Below are 15,554 nucleotides of genomic sequence, written 5' to 3'. Positions count from 1 at the left end.
ACTCCATGAAAATTGAAATATACCGGCGGATGGATCTGGTTTAGGGTGAAACGGTTTACAGCTCGATTTCTTCACCAAATGACATGATCCGCGCTTTTTTACCGATAGCGGTGACTTTTTCCCTGAATTCTTCAGGGTCCGCCTCAATAACCGGGAAGGTGTTGTAGTGCATCGGGATAACGACTCTGGGGTCGACAAGTTCCACCGCTTTTACCGCATCGTCGATTCCCATGGTGAAATTGTCCCCTATGGGTGCGAGCATGTAGTCGATCCTGGTCATCTCTCCTATCAGCTTCATATCGTAGAAAAGACCGGTATCCCCGGTGTGGTAAATGGAGGTTGAACCGCAAGTGAGCACAACGCCTGCTGGTTCCCCGGCGTAGGTGTTGTCCGGTGTCATCGAGCCATGGTGGGCGATGGTGAACTTGAGCCTGCCGAAATCGAAATTATAGCCTCCGCCGATATGCATATTATGCGCCCTGAACCCTTTGGCGGCAACGTAGTTTGCAAGTTCGTTGACGCAGATGAACAGCGGGTCGGTACGACCGGCTATCTTGAACGAGTCGCCAAGGTGGTCGCCGTGACCATGGGTCAGGATAATGTAGTCGGCGTTGACCTCGTCCGAGCTGACGGGAGAGTTCGGGTTGCCGTCCAGGAAGGGATCTATGAGCAGAATCACCCCCTGGTCGGTGGTTATCTGGAAGGAAGAATGGGAAAAATATCGCAGTTTCATTACCGTCTCCTGCTGCAGATGATTGAAAGTTACAGATGGAATCTGTAGTTTATCATGGTCTTTTGGGTTGTCTGGTGCCACTGCTGTTGCTGGATCACAGCACCATTAAACAGCACCAAGCACCAGGCTATGCTTCCAGGTCCACTTCCATGAAGTTGAACCAGAGCCCGCTGTTTGATGCGTGATCAAGCTCTATCTGTACCACATCCACATGGCGTTCTTCAATGTCGAGAAATTTTTTCAGTATACTCTCTATTTCCCCTTCGGTTTTGGCACAGGCGTCCCGGTAGAAGGCAGAGGTCTCCTTTTCCAGTTTCAAAGCGCTGGCGAGCACCCTCTTGACATCGCCGAGCATTTTTTCGGGGATGGCGGTCCTGAGTTTGTCGACGTCCGCCTCTATCTGCTTTCTGGTCGGGATCGGAGTCTGCAGCTTTTCAATGTCGATATTGTCGTTTTTCTTCAGTTGTTCAAGGCTGTACTCAAGAAAATCCACGTGGGACTGTTCGTCTCTGGCCAGGGCGTCGAAGATCTGCCTGCCCCGCCGGTCGTCTATGACGGTGACCGCCTGCCGGTAAAGGTCACGAATTTTCCTTTCATAAACAAGCGCGCTGGTAAAAATTTCCTGTGATGTCATTGGGATTCTCCCTTGTTGTGTCGCAGGTATTGTGGTGGTGACAACTGCAAAATGGTGTCCCATGGCGGATCGTTAGGCAGTTATCTCGACTCCGGTTTCCAACATTCCTGCAGCTTGATGAGCTCCACCATGGTCTGGTGGGTAGGGACGCTGATGTTGCGTTCTTTGGCGTATCTCACGATGGCACCGTTTTGCGCGTCGATCTCCGTCGGCAGCTCGTTGAGAATGTCCTGGAGCATCGCCGAAAGATTGTTGGCTCTGTTCTCGCACGCGTCAAAGAGGAGCTCGTAAAGGTCGGGATAGACCAGTTCTATCGAATGCGCCCGTGCTACGTCCTGGCCTTCATCCAGAAGTCTTTTCATCAGGGTGATCGATTCCATCCTGGAGACAAGAACCCCGTTGGGAACCTGGAGTATTGCCGATACCGGGTTTATCGCAGAGTAGGTGAGCACCTTGCACCAGAGACGGCCGATTATCCTCTTCACCATCTGGGTCTCTATTCCGCACCGGTTGAACATGGTGTTGATCTTCTCCAGCCTCGAGGAGAAGGTACCGTTGATTTCACCGATGTAGGTCTTGTTCCCCGCGCCCTTGCTGACCTTGCCCTCGGTGAGCGCTGTCCCGGACATGAAGGTGATCCCCATAAGAATATTTTCTCTGGGGATGATCTGGCTGGCAATTTCCAGGTTGCCAAGCCCGGTCTGGATCGAGAGGAGGGGACAGTCGTTGCCGATCAGGTGGGCCGCATCCTTTATTGCGGCGAGCGTCGCCTGGGATTTGACGAGAACGAGAACAAGGTCGGCAGCATCGATCGAATCAGCCGACTCCAGGGCGGTTATCGGATAGCGGTCCACCTCCTCGGCGGAACTGTTGTCCGGCTGAAGCCCGATCCCGTGTTTCTGCAGCGCATCAAGGGTTATCCTGTTGTTTTCTATCAGGGTTACGTTATTGCCACCCTTGATGAGAAACGAGCCGAAAAGTCTGCCAATCGCTCCGCCCCCGAGAATAACAATCCGCATATATCCCCTCCTGCTAAAAGATGGTTGAGCCGGCAGCGACAGTTGCCGGACCAGAGTGGATGCAACCAGCGGTGTATGCTGTTTGCAACTTGAATCTGCACTATATATTTTATCTTGAGCGCATTGTTAATGCAAACCGGTGGCTGCTGCGGCTGCACCGATCCAGCCTGGAAAACACGCCGGCTCTCAAGAAAGAGTCTTTTCAGCCGTCGAAAAGTTTCGCCGCCTCGCTTATGGTCCGGGCAATACCGGTCTGGGGATGAAGCGTCAGGGCAAGATCCTCGGCGAGGGCTCCCATCTCGGTTGCGAGAGCGATCTCGTTGATCAGGAATTCCGCCCGGGCTCCGGTTATTGCGCCGCCCAGTATCCTGCCGGAACCGGGGTCGACCACCAGCTTCGTCAATCCGTCGCGGGTGCCGTCCACCTGCGGCCCGTCGGCAAGATCCCATGGATATTTCAGTATGTCGCAGGGGATGTCGTTGCACAAGGCCATGGTCTGCGTCAACCCGCACCAGCTGAGCTGCGGCAGGGTGTGAAGAGTGTTGGGGATGGCGATTGCGTCAAAGACGCTCCGGCGGCCGCAGATGTTTTCGGCGGCGACAATGGCCTGCTGCATCCCCTTATGGGCCAGCAGCTCCCCTCCGGTCACGTCGCCTGCGGCAAAGATAGTCGGAGAGGTTGTCTGCTGGCGCTGGTCGGTCACGATAAAGCCGTGTTCGTCGACCTGAACGCCGCAGTTTTCAAGACCGAGGTCGTCACTGTTTGGTTGTCGGCCCAGCGCGTTGATGACGCAGTCGTAGTCAGCGACGTGGGTCTTGTCCCGACTGCTCCAGGTCACCCTGAAGGCGGTCCCTGTCCTGTCAATTTCCTGGATCACTCCGCCGAGAATAAGAGCGGCAAACTGGTCTTTCAGACTGTTTGCAAGCGGCGCCACCATGTCCCGGTCAAGGGTTGGGAGCAGGTTGTACTGTTGTTCGATAACCGTGACCTCGCTTCCCAGTCCGGCATAGATGGTGCCCAGTTCAAGTCCGGTATGTCCCCCCCCCGCAATCAGCAGCTTTTCAGGGATACGGCCGCAGTCAAGGGCCCTTGCCGGGTCGAGTATTCCACTGTTATCGGCCAAGAATTCTGGCGGCAACAGTTTTTGCCTGGTGCCGGTGGCGATAACTGCGTGGCCAAAACGCAGTCGGTTTATGTCCGAGTCAAGGATTCTGGCCGATGTCTTGCTCTCAAAAAAGACACGTCCGGTGAGCACCAGCACCGACTGCTGCCGGCACTGCTGCTCAATCCTTTCGGCGAGCCGGTCTGTGACTGTTTTACGGTAGGCGGCCAGGATATCGAGGTCGACTCCCGGCTCCAGTCCCCTGGCTCCTGCCTGGCGCAACTTTCGCGTCTCCTCAAGCCCCTCTACCAGGCGATAGAGAATTTTTGCCGGGATGCAGTGGCGGTGCAGGTAGTTTCCGCCCGGCCGAGAAAAAGTATCCACCAGGGTCACATCAAGCCCCAGGGATGCGGCCATGATCGCACAGCTGTATCCTGCCGGACCGCCGCCTGCAACCAGGAGATCGGTGCGCATTTCCATATCGCCCATTACCATACCACTGCACTCCACTGTCTTCTGTAGGTTAAATCATACTCATCAACAGCTCTTCCGGGTCTTCGAGCGCATCGATGACAACACGCAGGAACCTGACAGCGTCCGCGCCGTCGACAACCCGGTGGTCGAAACAGAGCATGATCGGCATAAGCAGCCGGGGGACAATTTCCTGACGGCCGCGTCTGTCAGTTCTCACGGCGGGCTGCAGCCGGCCCTGGCCCAGACCGAGGATAGCCACCTCCGGGTGGTTTATTATTGCCGAAAACTCATATCCGCCCAGCGCCCCGGCGTTGGTTATGGTAAAGGTCCCCTGCTGCATCATCTGGGGAGTGTGTTTGCCGTTGCTGACCGCCGTTATCGCCTTGTTGACCTCAACGGACAGCTCCTTTATGCTTTTGCGGTCGACATCACGTATCACCGGCACCAGCAACCCTTTTTCAGTGTCCACGGCGAGACCGATGTTGAAATAGTGCTTGAGCACGATCTCCTGCTTCTTTTCGTCAAGACTTGCGTTGAAGTGGGGAAAATTCTTCAGCGCGGTGGCCACCGCCTTGATGGCGAAGATCGTCACCGTCAACCTGCCGCCCTTCTCCTCGATCTCCTGTTTATGTTTCTGGCGAAACGCTTCGAGGTCGGTAATGTCGACATTGTCCCGGCAGAACACGTGGGGAATTCTGGACCAGGAAGACGCCATTTTTACGGCTGTTGCCCGCCGGATCGAGCGAAGGGGAATTCTCTCAATCGCTCCAGGCTCGCTTGCTCCTGTCAGCTCTTCGTCCTGGTCCACAGCGGGCTGTGGGGCCACCGGTTCTGTCCGGGCGCTGGAAACGGAGTCTTTTTTTACGGGTTCAGCAGATGGGTCCGCCTGGTGACGCGCATGGTTTTCCACATCTTCCCTGGTGACCAATCCTCCGGGCCCCGTGGCTAAGATCTGGTGAAGATCCACCCCGAGCTTCCTGGCAAGCCTGCGGGTGGAGGGGGACGCGGGAACGGGGCGTCCTTTCGTCCTTGCCGGTGGCTGGTCGGGTTGTTCTTTCCGTTGTTGCGCCTCTTTTGTCTCGGCGACTTCACCCTCGGGCTGGAGGGCAAAAGTGAGCAGGGTGTCGCCCACTGTGGCCATGTCCCCCTGCTGTACCAGGATATCGCTTACGGTACCGGTGTAGGGCGAGGGAATTTCCACTGCGGCCTTGTCGGTTTCTATCTCGAGAATGATGTCGCCTTCCTTGACATCTTGTCCGACCCTTACCCGTATCGCGAGTATTTCGGCTTCATGGACTCCTTCGCCCAGGTCGGGCAACTGGAATGACAGGCTCATTGATTCTCCCTGGTTATATATTCAAACATTTACGGGCGGCGTGAACTATGCGCCCGGAGTGTGGAATGTAGTGCTTTTCCCGACTGAAATATGGGATAATAATATCATATCCCGTCACTCTTTCTATAGGCGCTTCAAGATAATAGAACGATTTTTCCATGATCCGTGCGCTGATTTCAGCCGCCGGGCCGTAACTCCTCGGCGCTTCGTGGACGACGACGCATCTGCCGGTTTTCTCGATCGATCTGGCCATCAGGGTGTCGTCTAAAGGGGACAGGGTGAGAAGATCGATCACTTCCGCCTCTATCCGGTCCTGGTTGCTCAGTTCTTCCGCCGCTTCAATGGCATGGCGGAGCATGGCGCCGTAACTGATGATGGTCAGGTCTTTGCCGGGCCTGGCCACCTGCGACACACCCAGGGGGATCAGTTCTTCCGTTTCCGGCACTTCCTCGCGGAAGGCCCGGTAGAGTGCCTTGGCTTCATAGAAGATTACCGGGTCCGGATCGCGGATGGCGCTGGCGAGCAGGGCTCGTGCATTTCTCGGGCCCGATGGGACGACCACTTTCAATCCGGGGGTGTGGGCCCAGTAGGCCTCCCTGCTTTCGGCGTGGTGTTCAAGGGCCCGGACCCCGCCGCCGTAAGGGGCCCGCATCACCATCGGCACCGTCAGGCGCCCCCTGGTGCGCCACCGCATCCGTGCGGCATGGTTTTCCAGCTGGTGGAAATTTTCGTAGGCAAATCCGGAAAACTGAATCTCACAAACCGGGCGCAGTCCGTGGACGGCCATGCCGACGGCCATGCCGATGATGGACGCTTCGGCGAGGGGGGTGTCGACCACGCGGCTGTCGCCGAACTGTTCGATGAGCTTGTCGGTCACCCTGAACACTCCCCCGTCAAGTCCAATGTCCTGACCGAGCAGGATGACGGAGTCGTCTCTTTCCATTTCCTGTCTCAGGGCAAGATTAAGTGCTTCAACCATTGTCATCCTAGCCATGATCTTCCCCTCCTGTCACAGGGTGTGCAGTTTCAAGATAGGTCGCCAGGTTTTTCTTCTGTTCCTGCAGTTCAGGAGAAAGACTCTGGTAGAGGTGGTCGAACATGTCCAGGGGATCTCCCAGATCTTTCATCTTCAGTTCTGCCGTCGCCACCGCCTTCTCGATCTGATCGTTGATCTCGCGTTCAAGACGCTCTTGCTTTTCCGGGGTGAGGATCGACTTATTCAGCAGGTAGGTGCGGTATCTCGTCAGGGGATCCCGCGCTCTCCAGCTCTCAACCTCATCCTGGCTGCGGTATTTTTTGGGATCGTCGGCGGTGGTGTGCATCATCACCCGATAGGTGACGCATTCGATCAGGGTCGGGCCATCGCCCCGCCGGGCCCGTTCCACCGCCTCCCTTGTTGCCGAATAGACCGCGAGAATATCGTTGCCGTCCACCTGGATACCCGCCATGTCGTAGGCGAGCGCTTTCTGTACCAGGGTGGTGGAGTGGGTCTGCCGCGCTATGGGTACCGAAATCGCCCACTGGTTGTTCTGGCAGATGAAAACAACCGGGGTGTTGTAGACGGATGCGCAGTTGAGCCCTTCATGGAAATCGCCTTCGGAGGTGGCGCCGTCGCCGAAAAAAGTCATCACTACTTCACCGCTGTTCCTGTATCCGGCAGCCCAGCCGATCCCCACCGCGTGGAGGATCTGCGAGGCGACCGGGACAGACATCGGCAGATCCTTCTGGTCAGGGGGAATGATTGTTCCCTCGTTGTAGCCGTTGTAGTAGAGCAGTACATTCTCCATTGAGCGGCCGCGCATCAGCTCCGCCGCCGTCTCCCTGAAGGACGGAACAAACCAGTCGCTTTTTTTGAGCAGGGCGACGCTGCCGATCTGGGCGGCTTCCTGGCCGGAAATGGGGGGGAAGGTCCCGATGCGGCCCTGCCGCTGGAGAGCCAGCATCCGTTCGTCAAAGAGTCGGCCAAGCAGCATGAAGCGATACATCTTCAGGTGAAGCTCTTCGTCGATGTCCGGCTCAAGAGAGGGAACGGCTACTCCGTTTTCATCAAGGATAGAGAGGTAGTCGAGCCGATGGTTGATGTCGAGTTTATTTCTGCCCATGTCACAACCTCTTTTAAAATAGTTATACGAAGCATGCAGTACAGTCAGGGTTTACCGCCTGTTGCCATCTCCTTTGGCCGCAAGGGCCGCCGGAAATGGCTGTCGCGTGTCTTGGTGGGAAAAATATAGTTATGATTGAGATAAATTCAAATTCACAGCCGCCACAATGTGGTCCTTTTGAGGGAGCAGCCGGAGGTCTGCCGTGACAGAAACAGGACGAAAAACGATTTTTTCAGACAACCCGTCTGGTACTCTTGCCAAGGTGAAAGTCAGTTATATTTTCCGCCGTCTGCTCAATGATATTCTCTCTTGCCTCCCTGCTGGCCCAGGCGATGTGCGGGGTGACCAGCAGGTTTGGCAGGGAGGCTTCCAGCAGGGGGTTGGAATTTTTCGGAGGTTCCTCGGACAATACGTCAATGCCGGCTCCGCCGATTTGTCCCTGTCGCAGGCTGGAGAGAAGCGCATGTTCATCCACGAGGCCGCCCCGCGCGGCGTTTATAAGTATTGCGGTGGGTTTCATCAGGCTCAGCGCCCTTGCGTCGATGATGTTTCTGGTCTGTTGTGTCAACGGACAATGAAGGGAGAGTACGTCGACTTCGGGGAGTATCTCATCGAGGGTGGGCCGATCGTCGGGGGGGGCTCCCGGTCGTGTCGCTATCACTGTTTTCATGCCAAACGCATGGGCGGTTTCGGCCACCGCTCTGCCAAGGGTGCCGTAACCGAGAATACCGATGGTCTTGCCGCTCAGCTCGCTGATCGGATAGTCGAGAAAACAGAAACCGCTGGATTGTTGCCAGCGGCCCTGCTGCACTGCGCGGTGATAGGCGATGATGTTTGTCTGCAGGCAGAGCAGGAGGGAAAATACATGCTGTACCACCGAGCTGGTGCCGTAAGCACGGCAGTTGTAGACAGCCACCCCGCAGTCGGACGCCGCCTGAAGATCGATCACGTCGGTTCCGGTGGCTACGACGCAGACCAGCTTCAGGGCAGGTGCGTTCTCGAACACCGACTTGGTCAGCCTGACTTTGTTGACTATTACCAGTTCGGCGCCGGCAATTCTGTCGATAATTTCCTCTGCTTCTGTGGTGTGGTAGAGCTGCAGTTCGCTGCAACGGCGCTCAAGTTTTGTCAGATCAATATCGTCAAGGCTTTTGAGATCGAGAAAAACCGCTTTCATGGTTGCTCCTAAAAAGAGTTGTCTGTGGTTCAGCCCCTGTGGTGTGTTGAGCCTGGTCGTATTTATTGTTCGGTACTTTGGTGCTGAAATCGGATATGATATCATACCAGTTATCACGGGGATGATAAACGAGTATCGTCCGGTGGCTGTTCTGAAGTGGCAGCCGGGGGCGACGGCCTGGAACGGTTAAAGTTCCGCCGGGTCGGCCGATGCGCTGGCTGTCGGCGGGCGGCTTGCAGAAAATTTTTTAACAGGGACATGGAAAGCAGAGTGAACGTGGTGTGGTTCAGGACGGCCACAAGGTGGGGCGCCGTCTTATTGCTGATAGTAGCCCAGGCCGGATGCCTGCGGTACCACCAGGTGGGATACGTTGCGTCCGGTGACCAGCTGTTGTCAACACCAAAACAGAGTGTCGGCGGTGACCTGAAAATCCGGATAGACGCTTATATCGGACAGTGGCTGGGAGTGCCCTATCGGCTGGGGGGAACGTCAAGCAGCGGAGTTGACTGCTCCGGGTTTGCGATGCTCACCTACCGGGAGCTTTTTGGCAAAAATCTGCCTCGCACGGTGAATGAGCAGGCCAGGATGGGGGTGCGGGTGAAACGTGAATCTCTGCGCCCGGGAGATCTGGTGTTTTTCAAGACCGGCTTTTTTTCCAGGCATGTGGGAATTTATTATGGTGAAGGTTCTTTCGTCCACGCTTCCAGCTCCAGGGGGGTGGTAAAATCGAGCATTCACGATCCGTACTGGCAAAAACGGTATTGGCAGGCCAAACGCTTTGAATTGTGAAAACAATCAGATGAACCTCAATGTCCGGGGATTGGTTCTACCTGCCCATTTTTTTCAGATCCTCTACGATCATATAGAGACACGGCACCAGGATGAGGGTTATCAGGGTGGCAAAAACGATGCCGAAACCGAGTGATATAGCCATGGGGATCATGAATCTGGCCTGACGTGAGGTTTCAAAAATCATCGGTGCCAGTCCCCCGAAGGTGGTCAGGGTGGTAAGCATGACCGGCCTGAAACGGCGCTCTCCCGCACTGGCGATGGCTTCTAGAGGGGCGGCGCCTCGCGTTATCTGCTTGTTGGCGAAATCGACAAGCACCAGTGAATCGTTCACCACGACCCCTGACAGGGCGACTATCCCCATCATGCTCATCAGGCTGAGGTGGTAGTCCATTAACATGTGGCCGAATATAGCTCCGATAATGCCAAAAGGGATCGCGATCATGACAATAACCGGCTGGATGTAGCTGCGAAACGGCACGGCCAGCAGGAAATAGATGGCTCCGAGGGCGAAAAGAAATCCTTCTCCCAGCTTACCGACACTTTCAGTTCTCTGCGCCTGGCGGCCTGTATATTCGTAGGTGAGGCCGGGAAAAGTCCTGGCGAGCCCTGGCAGCACCGTCTTGTTGAGTTCGGCCATGACGATACCAGAATCCCCGATGGGGTTGACATCGGCCGATACGGTGACTGTTCTCCTGCCGTCCCTCCTGGTTATACTGGTGTAGGCGCGGCTCTTGTCAAGGGTGGCAATCTCGTTTAAGGGCACATAGGTCCCGGCCGGGGTGGCAACGAGAAAATTTTCGATGGTGAATTCGTTTTGCCGCATGTCTTCGGGATAACGCACCCGCACGGTCACTTCGTTGTTTCCCCGCTGCTGACGGACGGCTATACCGCCCTGGAATGCGTTGCGTATCTGGCGGCCGATATCGTAGGAGGTGAGGCCGAGGCTTTCCCCCCAGCGGTTGAGTTTATAGTTGTACTGTATTTTCCCGGGGGTGTAGCCGTCGTCTATATCTTTGACGGAAGAAAACTGCTGCAGGTTGTCCGCCAGCATCGCGCTTGCCTGCTCGAGGATTGCGATATCGCGATGGCTGAGTTCAACGGAAACGGAAGCGCCGTGTCCCGGCCCGCCCCTGTCCGACTCAAAACGTACCGATTCCGCGCCGACGATCCCCCCGGTCGCCTCGCGCCATTTCCTGACCACGGCGGCGGTGGTGAGAGGGCGGATGTCGGGGGGCTGCAGATAGCTGTTGACAAGGACACTGTTGCCGTCAATCAGTGCGAAGACCCCTTGAACCAGCCGGTCGCCGCCGTTGCTGTCAGCTACCTCAGCCAGCGCGTCAACCAGCTGGTCCCGCGCCGCCTCCATGGCTGACAGTGGACTGCCAACCACCATGGTGGCGGTGACAACCGCCTGGTCGGATTCAACCCGGGGGGAGAGAATCATGCGCACCCTGCCGCTTTTAACATAACTGAAGGTGATGATCAGGACCGCGGCAAGAGCAGCCGCTGTTATATATCGATACCTGAGGCTGAACCTGAGACCCGGGGTGTATCTGTTCTTGACGAACCGGTGCAGGCGGCTGCTCAAACCGCGCTGCAGTCTTACTATCGGGGCGAAGAGGATACTTTTCCCTTTTTTTTTCGAGTGGGCCAGGTGCGACGGAAGAATAAACAGCGCCTCGACCCACGAGATGGTAAAGACGGTGATTACCACCAGCGGTATCACCCGCCACACCTTGCCCATCACCCCAGGGACAAAAGCCATCGGCAGAAAAGCGACGATGTTGGTAAGGATGCTGAAGGTGATAGGCACCATGACGTCTTTTGCGCCGGCAAGAGCCGCATCGACATAGGAAAATCCCCTTTGCCTGTATTCATAGATGTTTTCTCCGGCAATGATCGCGTCGTCGACCACGATGCCAAGCGATATAATGAAGGCAAACATCGAGATCATATTTATCGAGACATCGAAAAAAGGGAGAAAAAGAAGACTGCCAAGGATCGAGATGGGAATTCCCATGGTCACCCAGAAGGCGAGCCGGTGTTCAAGAAACAATCCCAGCAGGATAAGCACCAGAAAAAGACCGATGGCGGCGTTTTTTAACAGCAGTTCAAGGCGCTGCTTATAGATTTCCGACCTGTCGCTGGAGACGGCCCAGTCTATACCCGGCGGCAGATCCCTGGCGATCTCGGCCATCGCGGTTTTAACCTGTTCCGAGACCCCGGTAGGAGTCTGGTCGCCGACACGAAAGACATCGAGCTGGATGCACGGTTTATCGTTATAGGTCGCCGAGCGGGTGGCGTCGGCAAAAGATTCCCGCACCACCCCTATTTCGCCAAGCAGGACTGTCGCTCCCGTCTCACTGGCGAGGATCGGCAACCGGGCGAAATCGGACGCCCAGCTGCTTCTGTTTTTTACCCGCAAGAGGATTTCGCCGCCCCCGGTCTCCAGCTTTCCCCCGGGGATCTCCACGGAATGGCTCCCGATCGCGTTGCTGATGTCATCAAGGGTCAGATTGTATTTTCTCAGCATGCCGGGGACAACGGCCACGTCGATTTCATAGTCCCTGCCGCCGCGAATGTCCACCTGGGTAATGGACTTCTGCTGGAGCAGCCGGTCACGGACCCGTTCAGCGGTATCGCGCAGCAGCCTTTCAGTGGTGTCGCCGAAAAGGTTGAGCTGGAGGACACTGCGCTTGATGGCATCAAGTGAGACTATGGGATCTTCCGCATCATCGGGAAAGGTGGTTATCCGGTCGACTTCCTGCTGGATGTCCTGCAAAACTTTCTGCGGTTTGGCGTCTTCCTCCAGTTCAGCCCTCACAAGCGCGCTGCCCTCGGCAGCGGTCGCAACTATCTCATGTATTCCTTCCAGGGACTGGATGGACTCTTCCACCGCCAGGATTATTCCCTGTTCAACCTCCTCCGGACTCGCTCCGGGATAGGGGACGCGGATGGAGATATAGTCGAGCTCGAAGGAGGGGAACACCTCCCTGGTTATTTTCGAACTCATGTAGAAACCGCCGAGCAGGAGAATGATCATCAGCAGATTCGGGGTGACCCGGTTGTGCAACATCCAACCAACACCACCGCCTGGTGACTGGGGTGATTGTTTAGGTAAAACAGTCTGCAAAGCCGCCCCCTTATTGTTGTGGTTGTGTGGTGGCAGACACCCCGGAGTCCGGTGTCGGACCCTGGATCTGCGGTGTCTTCTCGGTCCGGACCGGCTTCAGCGCCATGCCGTCGATAGGCCTGTTTATGTCGGAGGTGATCAGCAGCTCGCCGCCGGAAAGTCCTTTAGACACGATAATTTTGTCCCGGTTCAACCCGGCCGTTTTGACCTCCCTGATTTCAAGCTTGCCATCCCCGGTGAGCAGCCACACCGTATTGTTATCCCGGAGATAGGCCCTGGATATCTGCGGCAGGCCGGAAAACTCCTTGCCGTCGATTTCCGCCCGGACATAGGAGTTGAGCAGTAGCCTGGTCTTGTCTTTATTTTCCGGCAACAGCGACAGCGGATCGGCCACTTCACCGATAACCACCGCCATCCTGCCCTTTGGTTCAAGCCCGGGTGCCAGCCCGATGATTCTTCCTGTGCGCCACTTCCCAGCTTCGTTTTTCTGCTGGATAAATACGCGGATACTGGAGCCGACCCCGTCATTTCGGTCAGGAAGAGCGACCCTTTCAAGCTGTCCGGTGGGAATTGTCAATTCCAGGTGAAAAACGTCGGTGCCTGCCAGCTGGGCCAGCGCCGTCGCCTGGCTTATCCTGCTTCCCACGTCGACGTTTTTGCTGAGCACGACACAGTTGAAGGGGGCGGTGATCCTGGTGCGCACAAGGTTGAGTTGCGCCTGGTCCAGTTTTGCCCGGGCGGCCATGAGGTTTGCCTCGGCGATGGCCAGCTGCGGCCTGCGCAGCATCAGCTCCTGCTCTTCAGGAGAGACCTGTTCCCCGAGGATCTCATATTCCTTTCTGGAGATCCGCTGGTTTCCCAGTTCCAGCTGGTAATCGCTCTGAGCTTTAATTACCTCGCTCTGCAGTTGCCTCAGTGTTAGGTTGAAATCCTCCTGGTCCAGATCGATCACCATATCTCCCCGGTGAAAGCTCCCGCCGGTGGTAAACTCATCGCTTACCCGGACGATGTCTCCGGCCACCTTGGAGAGAAGATCGATCTTCTGTGCGGCAATGATCGTACCCATCGCCTCAATGGTGAAATGTCCGGAGGCGACCTCAACCGCCTCAGCGGTAACGGCCTGTACCCGCTTGACGACATTTCCGGTGGCGACCTTGGGCGGGGAAGCGGTATAGTGGCGCCCCACCAGCAGCGCACCACCGATAATGAGAAAGACAGCCACTGCCTGTGCGGCGGTGGAGAGTTTCTTTTTCCCTTGCGGGTTCGCTGGTTGTTTACTCTGTTGCGGTGTCGGCATATTCGCACCCTTTTTGTTGTAAAAGCGTGGGTAACTGGGGGGATGATTCGGGGATCGCGCCGGATTGTCTATCCGGCTGCCTGTGCGGTGCTGTCCAGGTGCCGTCGATTCTCCCGCTCAAAGCCCTGTAGAGTTCGACCCGGTTGGCCAGGAGTTGTCTGTGGCTTGTGAGAATTTGCCGTTCCAGGTTCTGGCTGGAGATCAAGGCCAGGAGTACCCGCTGGTACTCCTCGGCACCCTGGCGGTAGCGGGTGGTGACCTGGGTGATTGTCTGTTTTGCAAGCCGCAGTTGAATCTGTTGGCTGGCAATGACGTTTCGCAGCTCCTTTTCCCGTATAAGGCTGTCTTCCACCTCAACCAGGGCGTTGAGAATTGTCTGGCCCAGTTCGTAGTATCTCTGCCTGGCGACGGCTCTGGTCCTGGTTACTTCGGCTGCCCGTTTTTCGCCGTCGATCAATGGGCCGAGCAGGTTGGCGCCAAGCGACGTGAACCAGTCGGAGAACAGGTCGCTGCTCCTGCTCCCTCCGGTTGAAATATCGGCCGATATCGACAGCCGCGGCAGTCTGTCGGCAACAGCGGCCGCGACCCTGTAATCGGCAGCCTGCAGTTTTTTCCTGCGGCTTTGCACATCCGGTCGCTTAAGGAGCAGGTCGGCGGGCAGGGGCGTTACGGGCAGAGCGGTAAGTTCGGGTAAAAGCGCTGGCGCTGGAAGCTCACTTTCGGGGATGGTTCCGACCAGGGCGGCAAGCTGATGATTGAGAAGCTTTATATCCAGCCGCACCGACGCTAGATCGGCGTTGGCCCCCTCCACCAGTTGTGTCTGCTGCAGTACATCTGCCGCCTGGGCTCGGCCGAAACGGTATTGTGTGGTTATCAGCTCAAGCAGCTTACTGTTTGTCTGTTGTTGTCGGTGCAACAGGTCTTTTTGCAGCAACGCCTCGGACAGTCTGAACCAGACGGTGGCGACCTGGGCGCTCAGGTCGGCAACAGCGTTGTAATAGTCTGATTCGCTGGCCTCGGATTCGAGGACCAGGGAGTTCCTGGTGGCGTCAAGCCTTCCCCACAGGTCTATTTCATAGGATGCGCCGATCCCGAGAACAAAAGAGTCGGCACTGCTCCCCCGGCGATGATCGCGCACCGAATCAACAGAGCCGGCCGCCTCTGCCTGAGGCAGGAGATCGCCGCCAGCCTTTGCCGCTATCGCCCGTGCTTCGGCGATACGGTTACTTGCCGCCAGAAGGGAGAGGTTGCCGCCCAAGGCCTGCTCGACCAGTGTTTGCAGCTGGGGATCGTCGAATTCGAGCCACCATTTCCGGTCATAGGGAACTCTCCCGCCTTCGGAGAAGTTCTCAGGGATTGCAACCGGCAGGTCGTCTCGTTTGGTCACACCGATGCAGCCGCTCAGCAAAAGAACGACCAGAACCGTGACCAGCACGGTTTCAAGGGCTTGAACGTTGGCAAAAAGCGATTTTATCCTGCGGACCATAACACATCCCCATAGCTCTGATAATTACCCGGTGTTGTTTTCATATACACGATTGGATAGTTATTTCAATCAATAACATCGGCCGGGTAGTGTCAACCGTGTCGGAAAATAACGGCAACGGCCATCACTTTCGTGAAATCCGTCTTTGTCGCCATAAGACCTGGTTTTTTTTCCGGTACGCCACAGCTGCTGCGGCACAGTAATAACACCGATAAAACCGGCTGCGCAGGGAGTGAAAGCCGATGGGAGAAAGAAATTATTGACATGGG

At 56.4% G+C, this 15,554-nt stretch carries 12 protein-coding genes; 1 reads left to right on the top strand and 11 read right to left on the bottom strand.

Annotated features, from left to right (window positions below; translation table 11 throughout):
• Window positions 1-55 precede the first annotated feature (55 nt).
• From BLQ17_RS01900 to BLQ17_RS01865, 8 genes are all read right to left on the bottom strand, one after another.
• Window positions 56-733, bottom strand: a complete 678-nt coding sequence (locus BLQ17_RS01900; protein WP_092219210.1) for a metal-dependent hydrolase — start codon at window positions 731-733, stop codon at window positions 56-58.
• A 127-nt stretch (window positions 734-860) separates the two neighbouring features.
• Entirely contained in the window at window positions 861-1,367 is a 507-nt protein-coding gene (locus BLQ17_RS01895) for a ferritin family protein (RefSeq protein WP_092219208.1), read from the bottom strand.
• 80 nt (window positions 1,368-1,447) lie between these two features.
• Window positions 1,448-2,386: a ketopantoate reductase family protein gene (locus BLQ17_RS01890; RefSeq protein WP_092219206.1), complete on the bottom strand. Its 939-nt coding sequence runs from the start codon at window positions 2,384-2,386 to the stop codon at window positions 1,448-1,450.
• Between the two features lie 202 nt (window positions 2,387-2,588).
• Window positions 2,589-3,983: a dihydrolipoyl dehydrogenase family protein gene (locus BLQ17_RS01885; protein WP_092219204.1), complete on the bottom strand. Its 1,395-nt coding sequence runs from the start codon at window positions 3,981-3,983 to the stop codon at window positions 2,589-2,591.
• A 28-nt stretch (window positions 3,984-4,011) separates the two neighbouring features.
• A complete protein-coding gene (locus tag BLQ17_RS01880) occupies window positions 4,012-5,298 on the bottom strand; it encodes a dihydrolipoamide acetyltransferase family protein (protein WP_092219202.1) in 1,287 nt (428 codons plus the stop codon).
• A 13-nt stretch (window positions 5,299-5,311) separates the two neighbouring features.
• The gene (locus BLQ17_RS01875) at window positions 5,312-6,292 is read right to left on the bottom strand and encodes an alpha-ketoacid dehydrogenase subunit beta (protein ID WP_092219200.1); all 981 of its coding nucleotides are present in this window, start codon (window positions 6,290-6,292) and stop codon (window positions 5,312-5,314) included.
• Window positions 6,285-7,400: a pyruvate dehydrogenase (acetyl-transferring) E1 component subunit alpha gene (gene pdhA, locus BLQ17_RS01870; protein WP_092219198.1), complete on the bottom strand. Its 1,116-nt coding sequence runs from the start codon at window positions 7,398-7,400 to the stop codon at window positions 6,285-6,287. Before pdhA ends, BLQ17_RS01875 begins: the two co-directional genes overlap by 8 nt.
• A 232-nt stretch (window positions 7,401-7,632) precedes the next feature.
• Window positions 7,633-8,577 (bottom strand): D-2-hydroxyacid dehydrogenase, encoded by a 945-nt coding sequence (locus tag BLQ17_RS01865; protein WP_092219196.1) that lies wholly within the window; start codon window positions 8,575-8,577, stop codon window positions 7,633-7,635.
• Between the two features lie 258 nt (window positions 8,578-8,835).
• Between BLQ17_RS01865 and BLQ17_RS01860 the strand changes: the two genes are divergently transcribed.
• On the top strand, window positions 8,836-9,366 hold the full coding sequence (locus BLQ17_RS01860) for an NlpC/P60 family protein (protein WP_143005412.1): 531 nt from the start codon (window positions 8,836-8,838) through the stop codon (window positions 9,364-9,366).
• A gap of 37 nt (window positions 9,367-9,403) precedes the next feature.
• On the opposite strand, the gene BLQ17_RS01855 is transcribed toward BLQ17_RS01860, so the two are convergent.
• The 3 genes from BLQ17_RS01855 to BLQ17_RS01845 all read right to left on the bottom strand — a co-directional run bounded on the left by BLQ17_RS01855 (window position 9,404) and on the right by BLQ17_RS01845 (window position 15,285).
• Window positions 9,404-12,445: an efflux RND transporter permease subunit gene (locus BLQ17_RS01855; protein ID WP_092219192.1), complete on the bottom strand. Its 3,042-nt coding sequence runs from the start codon at window positions 12,443-12,445 to the stop codon at window positions 9,404-9,406.
• A 67-nt stretch (window positions 12,446-12,512) separates the two neighbouring features.
• Window positions 12,513-13,799, bottom strand: coding sequence for an efflux RND transporter periplasmic adaptor subunit (locus BLQ17_RS01850; RefSeq protein WP_092219190.1), 1,287 nt, complete (start codon window positions 13,797-13,799; stop codon window positions 12,513-12,515).
• Window positions 13,777-15,285 (bottom strand): efflux transporter outer membrane subunit, encoded by a 1,509-nt coding sequence (locus tag BLQ17_RS01845; RefSeq protein ID WP_092219189.1) that lies wholly within the window; start codon window positions 15,283-15,285, stop codon window positions 13,777-13,779. Before BLQ17_RS01845 ends, BLQ17_RS01850 begins: the two co-directional genes overlap by 23 nt.
• Window positions 15,286-15,554: the final 269 nt, after the last annotated feature.

Origin of the sequence: Desulforhopalus singaporensis, from assembly GCF_900104445.1 — a bacterium.
GTDB lineage: Bacteria > Desulfobacterota > Desulfobulbia > Desulfobulbales > Desulfocapsaceae > Desulforhopalus_A > Desulforhopalus_A singaporensis.
This window is presented reverse-complemented; position numbering and strand designations above follow the sequence as displayed.